General features: G+C 66.7%; 13 protein-coding genes. 8 read left to right on the plus strand and 5 right to left on the minus strand.

All coding sequences use genetic code 11. The annotated features are described in order from the left end of the window. Nucleotides 1-8 precede the first annotated feature (8 nt). From mrdA to BLR29_RS17500, 4 genes are all read right to left on the minus strand, one after another. Nucleotides 9-2,378, minus strand: coding sequence for a penicillin-binding protein 2 (mrdA, locus tag BLR29_RS17485; protein WP_092138304.1), 2,370 nt, complete (start codon nt 2,376-2,378; stop codon nt 9-11). Between the two features lie 39 nt (nt 2,379-2,417). Further along, a complete protein-coding gene (mreD, locus tag BLR29_RS17490) occupies nt 2,418-2,930 on the minus strand; it encodes a rod shape-determining protein MreD (protein ID WP_092138305.1) in 513 nt (170 codons plus the stop codon). Further along, on the minus strand, nt 2,927-3,913 hold the full coding sequence (gene mreC / locus BLR29_RS17495; RefSeq protein WP_092138306.1) for a rod shape-determining protein MreC: 987 nt from the start codon (nt 3,911-3,913) through the stop codon (nt 2,927-2,929). The genes mreD and mreC overlap by 4 nt, the downstream gene beginning before the upstream one ends. A gap of 312 nt (nt 3,914-4,225) precedes the next feature. Beyond that, the gene (locus BLR29_RS17500) at nt 4,226-5,269 is read right to left on the minus strand and encodes a rod shape-determining protein (protein WP_092138307.1); all 1,044 of its coding nucleotides are present in this window, start codon (nt 5,267-5,269) and stop codon (nt 4,226-4,228) included. A gap of 883 nt (nt 5,270-6,152) precedes the next feature. Between BLR29_RS17500 and gatC the strand changes: the two genes are divergently transcribed. From gatC to gatB, 5 genes are all read left to right on the plus strand, one after another. Further along, on the plus strand, nt 6,153-6,452 hold the full coding sequence (gene gatC, locus BLR29_RS17505; protein ID WP_092138308.1) for an Asp-tRNA(Asn)/Glu-tRNA(Gln) amidotransferase subunit GatC: 300 nt from the start codon (nt 6,153-6,155) through the stop codon (nt 6,450-6,452). Between the two features lie 66 nt (nt 6,453-6,518). Beyond that, nucleotides 6,519-8,018, plus strand: coding sequence for an Asp-tRNA(Asn)/Glu-tRNA(Gln) amidotransferase subunit GatA (gene gatA / locus BLR29_RS17510; RefSeq protein WP_092138309.1), 1,500 nt, complete (start codon nt 6,519-6,521; stop codon nt 8,016-8,018). Nucleotides 8,019-8,029: 11 nt separating this feature from the next. Then, the gene (locus BLR29_RS17515; RefSeq protein WP_092138310.1) at nt 8,030-8,497 is read left to right on the plus strand and encodes a hypothetical protein; all 468 of its coding nucleotides are present in this window, start codon (nt 8,030-8,032) and stop codon (nt 8,495-8,497) included. 18 nt (nt 8,498-8,515) lie between these two features. After that, nucleotides 8,516-9,628: a dienelactone hydrolase family protein gene (locus tag BLR29_RS17520; RefSeq protein ID WP_092138311.1), complete on the plus strand. Its 1,113-nt coding sequence runs from the start codon at nt 8,516-8,518 to the stop codon at nt 9,626-9,628. Between the two features lie 34 nt (nt 9,629-9,662). Beyond that, the gene (gatB, locus tag BLR29_RS17525) at nt 9,663-11,195 is read left to right on the plus strand and encodes an Asp-tRNA(Asn)/Glu-tRNA(Gln) amidotransferase subunit GatB (protein WP_255371315.1); all 1,533 of its coding nucleotides are present in this window, start codon (nt 9,663-9,665) and stop codon (nt 11,193-11,195) included. Nucleotides 11,196-11,350: 155 nt separating this feature from the next. On the opposite strand, the gene BLR29_RS17530 is transcribed toward gatB, so the two are convergent. Continuing rightward, nucleotides 11,351-11,674, minus strand: a complete 324-nt coding sequence (locus BLR29_RS17530) for a hypothetical protein (protein ID WP_092138313.1) — start codon at nt 11,672-11,674, stop codon at nt 11,351-11,353. A gap of 209 nt (nt 11,675-11,883) precedes the next feature. On the opposite strand from BLR29_RS17530, the gene BLR29_RS32890 reads away from it, so the two are divergent. From BLR29_RS32890 to BLR29_RS17540, 3 genes are read left to right on the plus strand one after another with little or no spacing between them, the layout of a single operon-like run. Beyond that, nucleotides 11,884-12,318 (plus strand): hypothetical protein, encoded by a 435-nt coding sequence (locus BLR29_RS32890; RefSeq protein ID WP_255371301.1) that lies wholly within the window; start codon nt 11,884-11,886, stop codon nt 12,316-12,318. Beyond that, the gene (locus tag BLR29_RS17535; protein ID WP_255371316.1) at nt 12,224-20,599 is read left to right on the plus strand and encodes a hemagglutinin repeat-containing protein; all 8,376 of its coding nucleotides are present in this window, start codon (nt 12,224-12,226) and stop codon (nt 20,597-20,599) included. Before BLR29_RS32890 ends, BLR29_RS17535 begins: the two co-directional genes overlap by 95 nt. Next, a complete protein-coding gene (locus tag BLR29_RS17540) occupies nt 20,596-20,904 on the plus strand; it encodes a hypothetical protein (RefSeq protein ID WP_092138315.1) in 309 nt (102 codons plus the stop codon). The genes BLR29_RS17535 and BLR29_RS17540 overlap by 4 nt, the downstream gene beginning before the upstream one ends. Nucleotides 20,905-20,915 lie beyond the last annotated feature (11 nt).

Consider the following 20,915-nt stretch of genomic DNA (forward strand, 5'->3'; position numbering starts at 1 on the left):
CGTCTCCTTTATTCGGAAGCAGTGTTGCGGGGCGCACCGGCACCCGCCACATTGACGGGTTTCGCACGCGGCTTGGCCGGTGCGGGCGCCGATGCCGGACTGACGCGCGGCGCGGGCGGCGGCGCCGAGGCCGGCGGCTTGCTGTGACCCAGCGCCTGCAGCATGCGCTCGTCGAGCGTGGCCACGGCGGAAGCGGGCGCGATGGCCGCCGGGTCGAGGCGGTTGGCGATCGATTCGGAGGCCGACCGTGCGGCGGTGGTAGCGCTGGCGGGTGCGCCCGGCGCGCCCGATGCTGCCGCCGCGATGGCAGCCGGTGCGCTGGCCCCTGCCGCGGACGCGCCAGCCACGGGGGCCGTCTGCATCACCGTGGCGGTGGCCGCGTTGGCGGTCTGGCCGGTCGTGAACACGCTCGGGGTATCGACGGGCGGCTTGCCGCCGGCACGCTCGCGCTCCGACGGGGGCGGCGCGCTGGCCTGCAGTTCCTCGGGCCACTTGCCCAGCAGGTAGTAATCCATCACCTTGCGCGCGATCGGCGCGGCCACGGCGGCGCCAAAGCCGGCGTTCTCCACGATCAGCGCCAGCGCGATCTTCGGATTGTCCGCCGGGGCAAATGCCGTATAGAGCGAGTGGTCGCGCTTGCGTTCGTCGATGGCGTGGTGGTTGTACTTCTCGTTCTTGCCCAGCGTATAGGTCTGGGCGGTACCGGTCTTGCCGGCGGATTCGTAGGCGGCGCCCGCAAAGACGCGCGCGGCGGTGCCGGAATGGGTCACGGCGACCATGGCGCGCTTGATCACATCGATATCCGCCTGCTTGAGCGGAATGCGGTAGCTTTCCTTGGGCACCGTCAGCGTGCGCTGGCGCGAGACCGCATCCTCGACGGCCTTGACCAGGTGAGGCTTCATCGCCGAGCCATTGTTGACGATGATCGACACCGCGTTGGCCAGTTGCAGGATCGTGAAGCTGTTGTAGCCCTGCCCGATGCCAAGCGAAATCGTCTCGCCGTCATACCATTTCTGCTGCTCGGGCTTGCGGTATGCCTTGCGCTTCCATTCGGTCGACGGCAGGATGCCGCGGCTTTCGCCCTCGATGTCGATGCCGGTGACCTGGCCGAAGCCCAGCGGCTTCATGAAGTCGTGGATCGCGTTGACGCCCATGTCGCGGGCCAGCGCGTAATAGTAGGTATCGCAGGACTGGACGATCGACGCCTGCATGTCCACCCAGCCGTGTCCGCCCGGCTTGTCGTCGCGGAACGTGTGGTTGCCCAGCGTGAAGAAGCCCGGATCGTGCATCCCCCAGGCGGCGGTGCGCTTGCCCGTGGTCAGCGCGGCCAGCGCCATGAACGGCTTGTACGTGGAGCCCGGCGGATAGGTGCCGCGCAGCGGGCGGTTCAGCAGTGGCTTGTCCGGCGAGCCGTTCAGCTCGTCCCAGGTCTTGGAGTCGATGCCTTCCACGAACAGGTTCGGGTCGAACGTCGGCTTGGAGACGAAGGCCAGGATGTCGCCCGTTTCCGGCTCGATGGCCACCAGCGCGCCCCGGCGGTCGCCAAAGAGCTCCTCGGCCAGTTGTTGCAGGCGGATGTCCAGCGACAGGATCAGGTTGTTGCCCGGCGTGGCGGGCGAGGTGGAGAGCGTGCGGATCGGGCGTCCGCCCGCGCTCACTTCCACTTCCTCGAAGCCGGTCAGGCCGTGCAGCTCGGTCTCGTAGCTCTGTTCCAGGCCGATCTTGCCGATGTAGTTGGTGCCCTTGTAGTTATCCGCGTCCTTGCGCGGGTCGTACTTGGCGCCTTCGGCGTCGTTGGCCTCGTCGATCGCTTCAATGCGCTCCTGGTCGCGCTGCGAGATGCGCCCCAGGTAGCCGACCACGTGGCTTGCGGACTCGCCGAGCGGATACTGGCGGAACAGGCGCGCGCGCACGTCGACGCCCGGGAAGCGGAAGCGCTGCGCGGAGAACTTGGCCACTTCCTCATCGGTCAGCTGGCTGCGGATCGGCAGGCTCTCGAAGCTGCGCGATTCCTCGAGCAGGCGCTTGAAGCGGCGGCGGTCGCGCGGCTGGATGTCGACCAGCGAGGACAGGGCCTCGATGGTGTTGTCGAGCGTGTCGGTCAGCTTGGACGGCGTGATTTCCAGCGTGTACGCGGAATAGTTTCGCGCCAGGATCACCCCGTTGCGGTCCATGATGATGCCGCGGTTGGGCTCGATCGGCGCCACGGAGATGCGGTTGTCCTCGGCCTTGGCCGAGTACTGGTCATGCTTGTACCACTGCAGCCACAGAAAGCGGGTGAACAGCAGCCCGAAGCAGATCACCGTAAACAGGGCGGCAGCCGCCACGCGGATGCGGAAGCGGCCGATTTCCAGTTCGACGTTGCGGATTTCGGTCATGGAGGTACTGCGGGCGGCGTGGGCGGTTTCCCGGAGGGGTTAGATAGGACGTGTTTCGTCCACGTCGTGCGACCGGCGTTGTGGCGCCAGCAGCAGGCTCGTGGCCAGCGGCCACAGCAGCGCCTCGATGCCGGGCGCCAGCAGCAGCGGCCAGCCGGGCAGCGGCGCGCCCATCGCCAGGCGGATCATCACCGGCACCGCGTGCGCAACGAACAGCAGCGGCAGCACATGCAGCGCCTGCGCGTAGACCGAGAACCACAGCACGCGACGATGGATCGTGATCGCGAAATAGGCCAGCAGCGTATAAGCCATGGCGTGCTCGCCCAGCAGCCGGGCATCGTGCACATCCATCAGCAGGCCCAGCGCAAACGCCACACCCATGCCCACCTTGCGCGGCTGGTGGATGTTCCAGAACACCAGCACCAGCGCCACCATGTCCGGAATCCACAGCGTGGAACCCCAGGGCATCAGGTTGAACAGGAACGCCAGGATGAAGCTCAGTGCGATGAACGCGGGATTGACCGGACGCAGCAGGTATTGGGGGTTGGTCACCGTGCGGGCTCCGTGGCGGATTTCTCGGCAGGCTTGTCAGCAGCCGCCTTGTCGGCGGATTTCTGGTCCGCCCCGGCACGCGCGGCGGCGGAACGCGCCCCCCGCTCGGCCTTCTGCGGCTTTTCCTCTTCCGCCGGACGCGGCGCCAGGCCGGACTCGTAGCGCACCACCAGCAGTTGCCGATGCGAACGCACGCCGGCCACCGGCTCGCAATACACGCGCGAGAACGCCGTATCGGCCTTGCGCTCGATGTGGACGATCTTGGCCACCGGCAGGCCCGGGGGATACGTGCCGTCGAGCCCGGACGTCACCAGCAGGTCACCCTGCTGCAGGTCAGCCGATGCCGCCATGAAACGCAGGTCCAGCTGGCCGGCGCGCGAGCCGCCAAAGGCCACGCTGCGCAGGCCGTTGCGGACCACCTGCACCGGGATCGCCTGATCCTTGTCGGTCAGCAGCGTCACTTCGGACTGGAACGGCGATACACGCGTGATCTGGCCGATCACACCGCGTTCGTCGATGACCGGGTAGCCGGCGCGCAAGCCCTGGGTGCTGCCGCGATCGATCACGATGCGCTGGCTGTAAGGATCGCGGGCGTCGTAGAGGATCTCGGCCGCCGTGACCGGCGTGGCCGATTGCTGCGTCAGGTTCAGCAGCTTGCGCAGCTGGTTGTTCTCCGATTCCAGCTGGGACTGGCGTACGGCGGCGTTGGCCTGCTCGACGGCATTGCGGCGCAGATCACGGTTTTCCGTGGCCAGCGTCACCGAGGACTGTGCATAGTCGAACACGCCCCGCAGGGCATCGCGCGGCACAAGCACCACGCGTTCCACGGGCATCAGCACCGTGGCGGCGACTTGCCGGGCAATGCGCATGGCGTCGAAGCGCGCGTCGACGATCAGCAGCGCGAGCGCGATCGCCACGAAGATGACCAGGCGTGCGACGGCTGAAGTGCCTTGCTTGAAGAGCGGCGGTGGGGAGTAATCCATTTACCCGTGCGCAGGCGGAGTCGACCCGCCAGCCGTCGCGCGCACCGGGAATCGGGCGCGGCGGGCATGACCAGCGGGGGCGAAAAAAACAGTACGGCGTACCGCGATGACGATGACGGAAGCAGCGGCGACAGCGGGGCTGGCAATGGCGCCTGCAACAGGGTCCACAACAGGACCCGCAGCGGGCGCCAGCCCGACCCGGGCCGCGGTGACGACGCACGCGCCGGCCGGCTGGCCGACTCGCGCGCGGCGCGCCGACCCGGTTGTTGGGCGCGGCAGGCCGCGTGTCGCCACGTTATGTCCCTGCCTCGATTACTCGTAGGAGAAGATGCTGCCCAGCTTGTCCATGCGCTCCAGTGCCATACCCGAGCCGCGCACCACGCAGGTCAGCGGATCTTCGGCCACCAGCACCGGCAGGCCGGTTTCCTCGGCCAGCAGACGGTCCAGGTCGCGCAGCAGCGCGCCGCCGCCGGTCAGCATCATGCCGCGCTCGGCGATGTCGGCGCCCAGTTCCGGCGGCGTCTGCTCCAGCGCGATCTTCACGGCGGACACGATCTGGTTCAGCGGATCGGTCAGGGCTTCCAGGATTTCGTTGGACGACACCGTGAAGGCGCGCGGGATGCCTTCGGACAGGTTGCGGCCCTTGACTTCCATTTCACGGACTTCGGAGCCCGGGAAGGCGGAGCCGATTTCCTTCTTGATCGCTTCGGCGGTCTGTTCGCCGATCAGCATGCCGTAGTTGCGGCGGATGTAGTTGACGATGGCTTCGTCGAACTTGTCGCCGCCCACGCGGACCGAACCCTTGTAGACCATGCCGCCCAGGGAGATGATGCCCACCTCCGTAGTGCCGCCGCCGATATCGACGACCATCGAGCCCGACGGCTCCGACACCGGCAGGCCGGCGCCGATCGCGGCCGACATCGGCTCCTCGATCAGGTACACCTGGCTGGCGCCGGCGCCCAGCGCCGATTCGCGGATGGCGCGGCGCTCCACCTGGGTCGACCCGCAGGGTACGCAGATGATGATCCGCGGGCTCGGGCGCAGCAGCTTCGAGTCGTGGACCATCTTGATGAACTGCTTGAGCATCTGCTCGGTGACCGTGAAGTCCGCGATCACGCCGTCCTTCATCGGGCGGATGGCCTCGATGTTGCCCGGCACCTTGCCCAGCATCTGCTTGGCTTCCTTGCCCACCGCGGTGATGGTCTTCTTGGCGCTGGGGCCGCCTTCCTGCCGGATCGCCACGACCGACGGCTCGTCCAGGACGATGCCCTTGTCGCGCATATAGATCAGGGTGTTAGCGGTACCCAGGTCGATGGCCAGGTCGTTGGAGAAATAGCTGCGGAGAAATCCGAACATCAGGAATCCTGTCTTCTGTTGGTTCGCGGGTATGCGAAACGGCCGGCGCCGTGTTCGGCCCGGCCATCAATTCGTTTGCAAGGGTAATGGTTCACGGCTCCCCCGGTGCGCTGCGGCCCACGCCAGCATGGCCGGCGTGCCCCGGTACCGGCGGCGGCAGGCGCATGCCTCCGATCACCGGCGATCCGCAACCGGCGCGACCTGCACGCCGGACCTACGGGAACCTTTGATTAGACTCTGCGCGAAAGTTCGCCGCCAGATGCGCCGGACAGGTAAAAAAACGCCTGACGATGGCAGTAGCCTAATCGGAGGAACCTGATTGTTACGCCTGAAAATGCAATGAAAACCTGCCGCTTATCGCGGCCACCCCTTCAGGCAGGACTTGGTTCAATCCACCTTCGGTATTCCGCATCCTCGCCGCGTCCCTGCCGCGACGATCATTGCGACAGTCATCACGAGTGTTGCGTGCCTGCGACGCCGCCGCTTTCGCGGTCGCCGCGGAGCCCCTGGCGACCCGCCGGTCGTGCCCCGAAACGGGGGTCCGGCAGTGGCGACGGCATCACCGCCTGCCCGCACCGTCGCGCCCCATGTGGAGCCAGCGTTGCGGGGAGACTGCAACGCGTAATGATACCTTATAATTCCGGCTGTTTCGGGGCGTTTGACCCCGTAATACTTGTAACTTCGACGATCCCTGGGGTGCCCCCCGGGCGCACCTGTCCGGCACGCCTCGGCCCTCCCGCCAGTGTGTCGCGCGCGGCGCCCCTCCGGCGCCCCGACGGCCGCCAAACGGTGCGCACCGGACCCGATCCGGCCGCCTGCCCGCCCCCCGGCCGCAACACCCCAGTCCGACGGACTGAACCCGGCGCCCGCGCCGCATCAAGCCATGGCTCTCGAACTCTCCGACGTCAAGCGCATCGCCCACCTGGCCCGCATCGAAACCAGCGATGCCGAGGCCGCGCAGACGCTTGTCCAACTGAACAATTTCTTCTCGCTCGTGGAGCAGATGCAGGCGGTAGACACGACCGGCATCGCCCCCCTGGCCCACCCGCTGTCGGCCGTGCGCGATGTGGCCCAGCGCCTGCGCGAGGACGTCGTCACCGAGACCAACCGCCGCGACGACTACCAGCGCCCTGCGCCGGCCACCGAAAATGGCCTCTACCTGGTGCCGAAGGTCATCGAGTGACAACGGGGGCGTAATGCCCCGTTGCCCCTGACCCTTGCCCGCCACCCCAGACGCCACCCGACCGACATGTCCTTTTCCGCTGATTCCGTGACTTCCCTGCGCCAGATCGCCGACGCCCTGGCGGCGCGCTCCGTTTCCGCCGAGGAACTCGCGCGCGACTACCTGGCCCGTATCGATGCCGCGCGCGCGCTCAACGCGTTCACCGGCATCAATCCCGACCTGACGCTGGCCCAGGCCCGCGCCGCCGACGCGCGCCGCGAACGTGGCCAGGCCACCCCGCTGACCGGCGTGCCCATCGCCCACAAGGACGTCTTCGTGACGCGCGGCTGGGCCTCCACCGCCGGTTCGAAGATGCTGGCCGGCTACGAGAGCCCGTTCGACGCCACCGTGGTCGAGCGCCTGGCCGACGCCGGCATGGTGACGCTGGGCAAGACCAATATGGACGAGTTCGCGATGGGTTCGTCGAACGAGAACTCGTATTTCGGCCCGGTCCGCAACCCGTGGGACACCAGCCGCGTGCCCGGCGGCTCTTCGGGCGGGTCCGCCGCCGCCGTGGCCGCCGGCCTGGCTCCGGCCGCCACCGGCACCGACACGGGCGGCTCGATCCGCCAGCCGGCCTCCTTTTCGGGCATTACCGGCATCAAGCCGACCTACGGCCGCGTGTCGCGCTACGGCATGATCGCGTTCGCTTCCTCGCTGGACCAGGGCGGCCCGATGGCCCGCACCGCCGAGGACTGCGCCATGCTGCTCAACGCCATGGCCGGCTTCGATCCGAAGGATTCCACGAGCCTGACACCCGCACAGGGCGGCGTGGACGAAGACTTCACGCGCCACCTGGGCCAGCCGCGTGCCGGCGCCAGCGCGGACAAGCCGCTGGCCGGCCTGCGCATCGGCCTGCCGCGCGAATACTTCGGCAAGGGCCTGTCCGCCGACGTCGAGCAGGCCGTGCGCGCCGCGCTCGCCGAATACGAGAAGCTGGGCGCCACGCTGGTGGATGTGACACTGCCCAAGACCGAGCTGTCGATCCCCGTGTACTACGTGATCGCGCCGGCGGAAGCGTCGTCCAACCTGTCGCGCTTCGACGGCGTGCGCTACGGCCACCGCGCGGCCGAGTACCGCGACCTGCTCGACATGTACAAAAAGAGCCGCGCCGAAGGCTTCGGCCCCGAGGTCAAGCGCCGCATCCTGGTTGGCGCGTACGTGCTGTCGCACGGCTACTACGACGCCTACTACCTGCAGGCGCAGAAGATTCGCCGCATCATCGCCGATGACTTCCAGCGTGCGTTCGGCCAGTGCGACGTGATCATGGGCCCGGTGGCGCCGACGGTGGCCTGGAAGCTGGGCGAGAAGAGCGCGGACCCGGTGCAGATGTACCTGGCCGACATCTTCACGCTGTCCACCAGCCTGGCCGGCCTGCCCGGCATGAGCGTGCCGTGCGGCATGGGCGAGGGCAACATGCCCGTCGGCCTGCAGCTCATCGGCAACTACTTCGACGAAGCGCGCCTGCTGCAGGTGGCCCATGCATTCCAGCAGGCCACCGACTGGCACCTGCGCCGGCCCGCCTGATCGCACCCGCCATGACTGACCGCGCGATCGTCTCCCTCCGCCTTGCCGCCGCCCTCGCCCTGGCCTCGGCCGTGGCGGGCTGCATCCCGATGCCGTTCGGCGGACGCTCCACGCCGATCGCCGCGCGGGACATCGACCTGGCCGGCGACTGCCGCCGCACCGAGGAAGACGGCTTCCGCGAGGATGCCCAGCTGCGCGTGTCGGACAACACCGTGCAGCAGCTCCAGTGGAAGCTGTGGGTCGGCAAGCGCGGATCGTGCACCTTCAACCTGGCGGACTTCCGGCAGGTCCGCAAGACGCCGCATATCGAACTGCGCGCCAACGACGGCAGCGCCTGCAAGCTGATGGTCTGGCAGGACCCGCGCCGCGTCACGCTGGCGCACGCCAACTGCCAGGCGCATTGCTCGCCGGGCATCTATGAGGAAGCCTGGCCCGTGATGTTCGAACCCGACACCGGCGCCTGCGCGCGCACGCGATAGCGCGCCCGCTGAACCACCATGCTGCGCCGCCGCCCCTACCTCACCCAGCCCGGCTTGCCGACGGTCCCGACCGTGGCGGGACGCTGGCTGCGCGCGGTTCTGGCGGCACTGGCGATGGGCGTGGCGCTGCTGTCGTCCGCGCCCGCCCAGACGCCTCCCGCTTCCTCATCCTCGGCCCCTGCTCCGGCTGCGCCGGCCCCGGTCTCACTGGCGCCACTGACCGCACCCCTTGCCGCCCCCCTGCACGCGCCCAACAGCGCTCCAACCGCGCCGGCACCGATCGCCCAGCGTGTGGCGCTGCCCGGCGAGCCCGGCATGCCCACGCTCACGGGGTACTGGTTCGTACCGCGCGAAGGCTCGGTGCCGCGCACGCAGGGGCTGCCGGTGGTGGTGGCGTTGCACGGCTGCGGCGGGCTCGACGACGTGCGCCGTGCCACCAGGCGCTCGGGCACCATCGAAGAAATCGTGGACCCGGCCGGCGCGCTCCAGGGCCGCTATCGCGAATACGCGCAATGGCTCACCGAGCGCGGCTACGCCGTGCTCATGCCGGACAGCTTTGGCCCGCGCGGCAAGACGCAGGGCATCTGCACGGAAGCGCTCGATTCGCGCGCGATCGACGACAAGACGCGACGCGCCGACGCGCTGGCCGCGCTGCGTTGGGTGGCCAGGCAGCCGGGCGTGGACGCGCGCCGCATCGTGCTGCTGGGCTGGTCCAACGGCGCGCAGGCGGTGCTGGCCACGATCGACGCCAGCCGGCCATGGCCCGCCGACACGCCCCCGATCGAGCGCGCCGTGGCGTTCTACCCGGGCTGCAAGCGCGCGGTACAGCAGCACAATTACCGGCTGCGCTCGCCGATCCTGCTGATGATCGGCGGCGCGGACGACTGGACGCCCGCCACGCGCTGCGCGATGTTGCAGAACGCGGTGCTGGCGCGCCAGCCCGAGGCGCGCTTCCGGCTGGAGATCTATCCGGGCGCGTATCACGGCTTTGACGGCACCAGCGAACTGCACATGCGCCGCGACGTCGCCGCGGCCCGTCACGGTGGCGGCGTCACCGTGGGCGGCGATGCCGTGGCACGCGTGGCCGCGCTGGCACAGCTGGATTCGTGGCTGACCAGTCCCGATCCCTGAGCGGCGGCATCGCCAGGACGAGACAGAACAGAACATCGCAGAACACCGGCCGCGGCAAAGCGCCCCGGCCCCGACAGAAACCGAACAGAAGACTCAAACCAGGAATACCGCCATGCAATGGGAAGTGGTGATCGGCCTGGAGACGCATACGCAGCTCTCCACGGCCTCCAAGATTTTCTCCGGCACCTCCACCGCCTTTGGTGCCGAGCCCAACACGCAGGCTTCGCCCGTGGACCTGGCGCTGCCGGGCGTGCTGCCCGTGCTGAACCGCGGCGCCGTCGAGCGCGCGATCCAGTTTGGCCTGGCCATCGGCGCGAAGATCGCACCGCAGAGCATCTTCGCGCGCAAGAACTACTTTTACCCTGACCTGCCCAAGGGCTACCAGATCAGCCAGTACGAGATTCCCGTCGTGCAAGGCGGCACCATCACGATCCAGGTGGAAGGCAAGCAGGGCGTCTACGAGAAGACCGTCAACCTGACGCGCGCCCACCTGGAGGAAGACGCCGGCAAGTCGCTGCACGAAGACTTCGCGGGCATGACGGGCATCGACCTGAACCGCGCCGGCACGCCCCTGCTGGAAATCGTGACGGAGCCCGACATGCGCAGCGCCGCCGAGGCCGTGGCCTATGCCAAGGCCCTGCACTCGCTGGTGGTCTGGCTGGGCATCTGCGACGGCAACATGCAGGAAGGCAGCTTCCGCTGCGACGCCAACGTATCCGTGCGCCCGGTCGGTCAGAAGGAGTTCGGCACGCGCCGCGAAATCAAGAACCTGAACTCGTTCCGCTTCCTGCAGCAAGCCATCGAGTACGAGGTGCAGTGGCAGATCAACGAGATCGAAGACGGTCGCAAGATCGTGCAGGCCACGGTGCTGTTCGACCCGGATACCGGCGAAACCCGTGCGATGCGCACCAAGGAAGACGCGCACGACTACCGCTATTTCCCGGATCCGGACCTGATGCCGCTGGAGATCGATGCCGCCTGGATCGAGCGCGTGCAGCGCGACCTGCCCGAACTGCCGGCCGCCATGCAGGCACGGCTGGTCTCGCAATACGGCCTGTCGGCGTACGACGCAAGCACGCTGACCGCCACCAAGGCGATGGCGCAGTACTACGAGGCCGTGGTCGTCGCCGCCGGCGTGGCCAGCGCCAAGCCCGCCGCCAACTGGCTGATGGGCGACGTGGCATCGCAACTGAACCGCGAAGGCATTTCGATCGATGACGCCCCGGTGCGCCCCGCGCAACTGGCGAAGCTGCTGTCGCGCATCGCCGACGGCACGGTGTCGAACAACACCGCCAAGAAGGACGTGTTCCCGGCCATGTGGGCCGGCGAATCCGATGGCGACGCCGACGCCATCATCGCCGCCAAGGGCCTGAAGCAGATGTCCGACACTGGCGAGCTGGAGAAGATCATCGACGACGTGCTGGCCGCCAACGCCAAGTCGGTGGAGGAATTCCGCGCCGGCAAGGAAAAGGCCTTCAACGCGCTCGTGGGCCAGGCCATGAAGGCCACCAAGGGCAAGGCCAACCCGGCGCAGGTGAACGAACTGCTGAAGAAGAAGCTCGGCTGATACTGCTGCGTGCGGTGTCGAGAAAACCGGCTGCGCGAAAGCGTGGCCGGTTTTTTTTATGGGTTGGCGTTGATCTGTGGGGTGGGGGCGCTGAGCGATCCTTTGCGGTCGGTCGCTGCGTGAAAGCTCGAAGGGCGCGTGAGCAGGATTGCTCGCTAGTTGTTGTTGAGCCAACCAGTTGCGACACCGTTCTGCCCAATGACGACGAAGCCACGAAAATCTCGATCGGCTATATGAATCTCGCCTTCACCCCAGTGCGCGGCAGCGTATTTAATGGCTTCGCGCTTGGTAACGTAGTTGCCGAGCTTTCGATGAACTTCAACGAGGACGCACTCCGCGGGAACAAATTTATCCAAGAGGCACATTAGTTCTGGCTCCCGAATGCCCTCAGGGCCGACGACGTGTATCCACTCTCTTGACGCCGCATCGGTTGGTGGAAAATTCTGCCGCATCAGTTCGTGGACGCGCCGTGCGTTCATGACATCTCCTTGGACAGCCGCAGTCTACCGCCGGACGGAATTGCTCATATTAAGCGCCTTCAGGACGGGGCTATAGGGCCCTCGCTTGCAGTTCCTACGCGCCATCACATCCGGGAAATTTGTCACACTGCATTGCAATCCGTTGCGCGGATGCTGAAGGCAATTCTGATTAAAAAAATCTTCAGATCAGCCCGCCGTGTGAGCGCGTCTTGAGACAACTTCCAATTGTCACAGTCGATTTATTACGCGATGCGACCTGGCGGTCGCCACTGTTGCAGCTGCAACAGACTGTGTTCGGACTGTGGCTTTTTTTGGTCGATATGAGGGCTGTCTGCGCCCTCTTTTTCCGGTTTACCCTGCGCGCCGTTTGGTCGTTTTTAACCACTACAACCGGTGCAAGCGCTGTGGTCGTCGGCAAGCGGGCTTTCGTTCGGGATGGCCTGGCGTTGCCGCGCATGGATGGCATCACGCCCGCCGATGACAGCGCCCAGGGTCTCGATGAATCGTCTTTGCTATCGCATTGTTTTCAACCGGTCACGCGCCATGCCGATGGCCGTGGCCGAGACCGCTTGCGGCAACGGTCGCGGCACAACCGTCGGCGCAACCGGCGGCGCAAGCCCAGCGAGGACGAGCGCGCCGCCTGACGTGGCGTGGTTCGCCGTGCCGGCGATCCGGCTGGCGATCTGGGCCATCTGGGGGGCCTGCATGGGCTTGCCGATGCTCGCGGGCGCGCAGATCGTGGCGGACCCCAATGCCGGCGCGCATCGCCCGGGTGTCGTCCAGACGGCCAACGGGCTGCAGCAAGTCAACATCACCCGCCCCTCCACAGCCGGCGTCTCCACCAACCACTACACGCAATTCGACGTCAACAAGGGCGGCGCGATCCTGAACAACTCGCCCGGCCTCGTCGCCACGCAGCAGGCGGGCTACATCAACGGTAACCCGAACCTGCTGCCCGGCGGGTCCGCGCGCATCATCGTCAACCAGGTCAACAGCACGTCTCCCAGCCAGTTGCGCGGCTACCTGGAAGTGGCCGGGCAACGCGCCGAAGTGATCGTGGCCAATCCTAACGGCCTGCTGGTGGATGGCGCGGGCTTCATCAACACCAGCCGCGTGACGCTGACCACGGGTCTGCCGGTCTACGGCGGCAGCGGCAGCCTCGACGCATTCCGCGTAAGCGGTGGCCAGATCCGCGTCGAGGGCGTGGGCCTGAATGCGGCCGGCATCGACCAGGTGGACCTGATATCGCGTGCCGTGAAGGTCAACGCGGCCCTCTACGCCAACCGGCTCAATGTGGTGGCGGGTGCGAACCGGGTCGATTACCACTCGCTCGATGCCACGGCCATTGCCGGCACGGGCGCATCGCCATCGGCGGGTATCGATGTCAGCCAGCTTGGCGGCATGTACGCCAACAAGATCCTGCTGGCGTCGACCGAAGCCGGTGTCGGCGTGTCCCTGCGCGGCGTGACGGCCGCGCAGGCCGGGGACCTGACGCTGACCTCGCAAGGCAAGCTCGTCATGGCGGGCGATACCAGCGCCACGGGCACCCTCGCCGCGACGGCGCGCGACGGCATCGACCACAGCGGCACCACCTATGCCGGCAAGCGCCTCGCCATCGACACGCAAGGCGCGCTGACCAACGACGGCACGCTGGCCGCTGGCGCAGACCTGTCCGCCCATGCCGCATCGATAGCGTCGACGGGCACGCTTGCGGCGGGCACGAAGCCGGATGGCACGATCGGCCAGCCGGGCAGCATCGAACTCGATGCGAGCGGTGCGTTGCAGGCGAGCAAGGTGCTGGCGGGTGGCGATGCCTCGCTGCGCGGCGCGTCCGTCGATCTGGCGGGCAGCCAAACGTCGGCCAATGGCGCGTTGAAGGTGGCGGCCACGCAAGGCGATGTGAACCTCCGCCGCGCGAAGGTGCTGGCAGGCACCACGCTCGATCTGCAGGCCACGGCAGATATCGACAACAGCGCCGGGCGGATCGATGCCGGGGGCGCCGTCTCCATGACCGCCACGTCCGTGCGCAACGATGGCGGCACGCTTGCCACCGGCGGCAATGCCGCTATCACGGCCAACCGGGCGGTGTCGAACACGGGCGGCAAGATGGCCGCGGCGGACCTGCACATCGCGGCGCAAACCATCGACAACGCCAACGGCCAGATCGACGCCGAAGGCGTCACCCTGCGTACGACGGGCGATCTCTCCAACGCAGGTGGCACGATCACGCAGTTCGGCACGCGGGATGCGTCGATCTCCGCCGGTGGCGTGCTGGATAACCGCAACGGCACGCTCACGGCCAACGGCGCCAATGCCACGGTGAGCGGCCAGTCCGTGCTGAACGGCGGCGGACGCATCGCGCATGCGGGCGCGGGCACGCTGACCGTCGATGCCGATGACGCGGTCGACAACACCACCGGCACGCTGGCCGGCAACGGCAATCTGTCGCTGGCTGCGGACCACCTGACCAATGCCGGCGGCGCGAAGCTGGCCGCGTCCGGCAATCTCGCACTGGCCGTGCGCAGCGGTGTCGACAACCGTGGCGGCACCGTCTACGGCGGCGAGAGCCTGAAGCTGGAGCAAGCCGCGGCGCGCCTCGACAACCGCGGCGGCATGCTGCTGGGCGGCACCGACCTGTCGCTGAAGGTGGCCGACCTGAACAACCTCGGTGGCACGATCCGCGCGAATCAGGACATCGGCATCGGCGGAGCCGTGGCCGGCAGCGGCGAGATGACGGCCGGTCGCAACCTGAGCCTCGACGTGGCAGGCGACTATCTCAACGATGCCACCAACAAGCTCGGCGCCAATGGCGACCTGAAGCTGAGCGCCAGCGGCACGCTGACCAATGCGGGCAAGCTCGCCGCAGGCCAGACGCTGACGGTTCAGGGCGCCAACGTCGTGAACGCGGCCGGCGCCATCCTGAACGGCGCCGCGACCCACGTCGATGCCATCGATACGATCCGCAATGCCGGCCGCATCGAAGGCAATACGGTGCACACCACCAGCGCGGTGTTCGACAACACCGGCGCGGTGATCGGCAACGACGTACAGATCAACGCACAACGCATCGCCAACACGGGCAGCGCGGCGATCATGGCGGCCACCCGGAGCCTGAAGCTCTACGCGAGCGAGGCGGTGACCAACACCGATGGCGCCACGCTCTACAGCCTGGGCCATCTGCAGATCGCCCGCGATGGCGCGCGCGGGGCCGATGGCATGCTGGTCAACCAGACCACATCGCTGGTCAACAGCTCGGCCACGATCGAAGCCGATGGCGACATCGACATCGCCGCGCGTGAGGTGGTCAACAAGCGCACGCGCATCGTGACGGAAGCGGGCACGCCGGCGCAGACCGCGCGCAAGACGCTGACGACGTGGACGGCGGGGCTCGATGGGGGCGCGGCCAGCTACAAGAGCTATACGTTCCCGGGATGGGAGTGGCACCAGATCAATGCGCCGATCAGCGAAGCGATGCTCATCGCCTTGCGGACGCCCGTCACCATCGAAGTCCCCAAAGGGGACGTGAGCGCGGTAGAGGCCGCCGGCCAGCGACTGACGTTTGCCAGGGCGCCCACCGAAACATGGGAGATCGCCCCGGCGACACACGTCTGCAATGACAACGACTGCACCGACACCAAAGCGGTCGTTGGCGAGCGCACCTTCGGCAAGGTGCAGTACTACCAGTCGCTGGAGGAAACGGGGACGACGTACCGGATCACATTCTGGCCCGACTGGGACCCCGCAAAGCACATCCGGCCCGACGACGTGCGCATTCGCCACGATCTGGCCGACAACGGCGTCGACTACAACGAGATCTCCCGCACGACGGTGACGACGACGGCCACCGATCGGCTGGTCAGCGCCACGGCGGCAGGCGTCATGCAGGCTCGCGGGACGATCCGCATCAACGCAGATGGTGGCTCGATCCTGAATCACGCCTCGACCATGACGGCGGGCGGCAACCTGATCCGCCGCGCCACCGGGGGCTCGGTCCAGGACGAAGGCATCGCCCTGCAGCAGACCGTGCACGCCACGGAGACGTCCACCTTCTACTGGCATGAGAAGTCTGGCAGTCGCTCGGACCAGAAGGACGTAGCGTATCCCGCCACACCGCAGGCACCCACCACCATCCAGACGCTGCCCGCCCTGGCCACCGCCAACGGCGCCGTCCAGACCACGGCCCACGACGTCACCATCGCAGCCGTCGATGGCGTGGGTAATCCCGTGGCCATCAACGGCGCACAGACCGGCGCCGCCAGTGGCCAGACGGGGCGCCCGCAAACGCTGGGCACGCAGGGCGGCGGCATCCCGGGCCTGCATCTGCCGACCAGCGGCCTGTACACGTTCCGCACGGCGCCGGGCGACACCTACCTCGTCGCCACCGATTCGCGCTTTACCGACTACGGCAAGTTCCTCTCCAGCGACTACATGCTTGGCGCGCTGGGCCTGAGCCCGCAGACCACGCAGAAGCGGCTGGGCGACGGCTTCTACGAACAGAAGCTGATCCGCGACCAGATCACGCAGCTCACCGGCAAGACCTTCCTGGCCGGCCACTCCGACCAGATGACGGCGTATCAGGCGCTGATGGATAACGGCGCGACCTACGCCAGGGCGTTCAGCCTGACGCCGGGCGTGGGCCTGACCGACGAGCAGATGCGCCAGCTGACCACCGACATGGTGTGGATGGTCGCGCAGGACGTGACGCTGCCGGATGGCACCACGCAATCGGTGCTGGTGCCGAAGGTGTACCTGGCGCAAGGCAATGGCGTGGACCTGAACAGTACCGGTGCGCTGGTGGCCGGCCATGCGGTGGCGGTCAACGCCACCGGCACGGTGAAGAACAGCGGCTCGATCGTGGGCGACCTCGCCACGCAGGTGCTGGGCACCGACATCGTCAATCGCGGCAATGTCGGCGGCACCCGGGGCACCACGCTGGTCAGCGCGTCGCAGGATGTGCGCAACGAGGGGGGCCGCATCGGCGGGAAGGATGTGGTGGTGTCGGCGGGGCGCGATGTCGTCAATGACACCCGCACGGTGACGGCGAGCCATTCGGTGGGCAATTCCAGTGCCAGTTCGACCGCTGTGGCCAGCGCGGGCACGATTGCCGCCACCGGCAGCGCCAGCGTGCTGGCCGGCCGCGATATCCATATCGCCGGGGGCGCCGTCGATGCCGGCGAGCACGCGCTGCTGGCGGCCGGCCGCGACCTGAACCTCGGCACGACCGCACTCGGCACCACGCAGGACTACGCGGCACGCGGCGCACAGAGCTACAGCCACGACAAGACCACGACGAACCTTGGCACCAGCGTCAACGCCGGCAAGAACGTCGTCGCCGTGGCCGGACGCGACGCCACGATCACCGGATCGACAGTCAAAGGGGGCGAGAACGTGTCGGTGATTGCCGGTCGGGATACGACGATCACGGCTGCGCTCGATACCCACACCCACAGCGAAGGCTCGCTGGGCGGCAAGAAGCACCAATACAAGCAATCGTCGTATGACGAGAACGCCAGCGGCAGCTTCGTGCAGGCGGGGCGCAACGCGACGCTGGCGGCCGGGCAGGCCGGCACGGCCGCTGCCGCGCTGCAATCCGTCGGCATCAGTCCCGCCGCCGACACGGCGGGTGGCAAGGGCGATCTGTCGGTGCTCGGGTCGAGCGTGTCGACCGGCGACAAGGCAGGCAAAGGTGGCACCGCCCAGCTGATCGCCAGCGGCGATATCACGGTGGGCGCCGTCAACGAAACCCACACCTCGGATAGCTGGTCGCAGTCGCGCAAGTCGGGTTTCCTGTCGAAATCCGAAACGACGCGTGAATCGAGTGCGCAGCAGAACGTGGCCGTGGGCTCGGTGGTGTCAGCCGATACCGTGGCGGGCAGCGCGGGCAGCGACCTGACCATCGGCGGTTCGACCGTGGCCGCCACCCACGACCTGACGCTGGAAGCCGGCCGCGATCTGACGATCACCACGGCGGAGAACACTAGTAAGCGCCACAGCTTCGAGCGATCCAAATCGAGCGGCCTTGGCGCCACGGGCGGCGGCATCTCCTATGGCATGCGCGACAAGAAGGACACCGTCCACGACAGCGCGGTGACACACACCGGCAGCCTCGTGGGCAGCACCGACGGCAACGTCAGCCTGAAGGCGGGCAGCACGCTGCGTGTGACCGGCAGCGAGGTGATCGCGGCGAAGGACCTGACCGGTGTCGGTGCCGACGTCGTCATCGAAGCCGCCAGGGGCACGGAACACCATGACGAAACCCATGAGGTGAAGCAAACCGGCTTCACGCTGGGCGTGAGCGGCGGAGCGATCGGATCGGCGATCAATGCGGGACAGAAGGTCGCTTCGGCAACCCAGAGCCAGGACGGGCGGGCTTCCGCGCTGTGGGGCCTCGCGGCGGGGCGCGACGCCTACGACGCTGCCGCCGGCGCGGGCGAAGCACTCGATAGCCTCGCCGCCGGCAAGGGGCCGGCTGGCACGGCGGTGACGCTCTCGTTCGGCACCAGCCAGAGCAAGCAGACGCTGACGCAGGACAGCACCACGCATAGCGGATCGAATGTGCAGGCGGGCGGCACCGCCACCTTCATCGCCACGGGCGTGGACGCCGATGGCCAAAAGACCGCCGGCAATCTCGACATCGTGGGCTCGGATGTTGCCGCAACGAAGGTGGCGCTCGCCGCCAGGGGCGACGTGAACATCGTCTCGGCCACCGACACGAACGAGAGCCACAGCACGAACAAGTCGAGCAGCGGCAGCATCGGCGTGTCGTACGGCACCGCGGAATTCGGGGTATCGGCCTCCGCATCGAAGAGCAAGGGCAACGCCGACAGCACCGGCACCACCCAGGTCAACAGCCACGTGACCGGCAGCGAATCGGTATCGATCGTGTCGGGCAAGGACACCAACGTCCTCGGCGGCGTGGTCAGCGGCGGCAAGGTATCGGCCGACGTGGGCGGCAACCTGAACCTGGCCAGCCAGCAAGACACCGAGGAAAGCCATGCCCGCCAGCAGAGCATGGGCGGCGGCCTCAGCTTCAGCCAGGGCGGGGGCGTGAGCGGGTCCTTCTCCGCGTCGAAGGGCAAGGCCGATGGCAGCTATGCCAACGTCACCGAGCAATCCGGCATCCGTGCGGGCGACGGCGGGTTCGACCTCGACGTCAAGGGCAACACGGACCTCAACGGCGCGGTGATCGCCAGCACGGCGACGGCGGACAAGAACAGGCTCTCCACCGGCACGCTCTCCTGGAACGATATCGAGAACAAGTCGGACTACAGCGCCACGTCGCTGGGCGTGAGCGGCGGCTTCAGCTTCGGGCCCAAGGTGGAGGACAAGAAGACCGGCCAGACCTCCGGCAAGAACACCGGGGGCGTAAGCCCGATGATCCCGCAGCACGAAAGCGGCAGCCAGCGCGGCGTGGCGCAATCGGGCGTCTCGGCGGGAACGATCACGATCACCGACACGGCCAGCCAGAAGCAGGACGTCGCGACGCTGAACCGGGACACGACGAACACCAACACGACGGTGAGCAAGGGTCCCGATCTGGCCAATGTGCTGGGCAAGCAGGCCGACATGATGGCGGCGGCACAGGCGGCCGGGGAGGCGGTGGCACGGACGGTTGGGGATATTGCGGACAGCAAGCGCGAGGATGCCGCCAAGGCCCTGAAGAAGGCGCAGGACGCTTTGACCAAGGACCCAAGCGAAGCCAATCGCGCTGCGGTTGCCGAGGCACTAGCCGCCGTCGAAGGGTGGGACGAAGGCGGCCAATACCGCGCGGCGCTACACGCGGCAGGCGGCGCGATGATCGCGGGCCTGGGCGGCGGCAATGCGATTGCCGGGGCGGTGGGTGCCGGGCTGTCGTCAGTGGCCGCGAAACAGCTCGCGACGCTGGGCAAGTCGGTCGCAGATGGTGTCGACAGCGGCAACAAGAATCTGGATGAAGCCATCGGCAACCTGGCGGCGAACTTCGCGGCTGGTGGATTGGGAGCGGCTGTCGGCGGTGGCTCAGGGGCGGCAACTGCGGCGAATGCGGATCGGTTTAATCGGCAGTTGCATCCCAATGAAGAGCGGAAGCTGGCCGACTTGCAGAAAGGCAAGACCAAGGAGGAGCAGCAAAGGCTGGCCGATGCCGCCTGCGCGCTGGTCAACTGCGCGCTCGATGTGCCGAGCAACGATCCGAGCTATATGGAGAAGCTTGCCTCGCAGCAGCGTGGGCAGCAATACCCGGCTGAACAGGAGCAGTTGAAGACGTCCGGCCTATTCATGTATGAGCCGCTCGATGTGGTGCTGGATTTGCAGACGCGGGGCCGAGATTCTGCGCTCAACGAGGTAAAGAGTGTCCTGCGTGGGGCATCCAATTTTGCAAATCAGTTTGGCGGGCTCCTTAAGGCTAGTGGGCCGCAGCCACAGCAAGTGACGCCTGATGATCTACCAGGTCACGACGGCGGCAGCGAGCCGCCAACGGCAGGCGGTGCTGCAGTTGCCGGGCCGGTCGCATTTCCGTGTGGCAACGTGATCTGTCAGAGCGGCGTTGTCGTTCCAGGTAAGCCGGGATATGTACCAGATAACGCAACTCTCTCCTCGGATGGAAATGATTACGATAATCCAGCAAATGATGCGTCAATTCTTGATACCAAGGCAAATACCCACATCCTTGATGGCGACGGACCAGGATCAGGAGGGCATCGGTTCGGTACTGGAAAGCCGGGGAAATCGGAATTTCCGCAATCTTGGAGCGACAAAAAAATTGCCAATGTCATTTCGGATATAGCTACAGATCCGAATGTTCAATGGTCAGAACCTAATAGACGCGGTTATGTAAATACAACCGTCGGTGTTGACGGCGTTGATGTCTTCGTAGTTTTTGATACCATAAATGGTAGGGTTGTAACGGGATATCCGATCAATCTTCCAAGGAATCCAAAGCCATGACAAAAGATTTCAAATTTATCGAAGAAAACTTGACCTTCATTATCCGAGAATTGCAGCTGCAATGTTCCGGCTCTGAAACCTGGCTTCCCGATGGAATGATGAGTTACGCCGAACAGGTTGCTCAGATCGAGGGTTTTGCCTGTGACGCGGGAGAATATGGAATTGCTTACGAGAGCATGGTCAGCTTGATAGAGGCGGTCCCGGTAAAACTTTCAGGGAAAGCCGCTATAAAGCTGCTGGAAATTGGACTTTTGTTTGGTTTCAAGACCGAGCTTAAGGAAGATGGCGATTTTGATAGGCGATAGATTGAGCTTTT

Origin of the sequence: Cupriavidus sp. YR651 (assembly GCF_900101625.1) — a bacterium.
Classification (GTDB): domain Bacteria; phylum Pseudomonadota; class Gammaproteobacteria; order Burkholderiales; family Burkholderiaceae; genus Cupriavidus.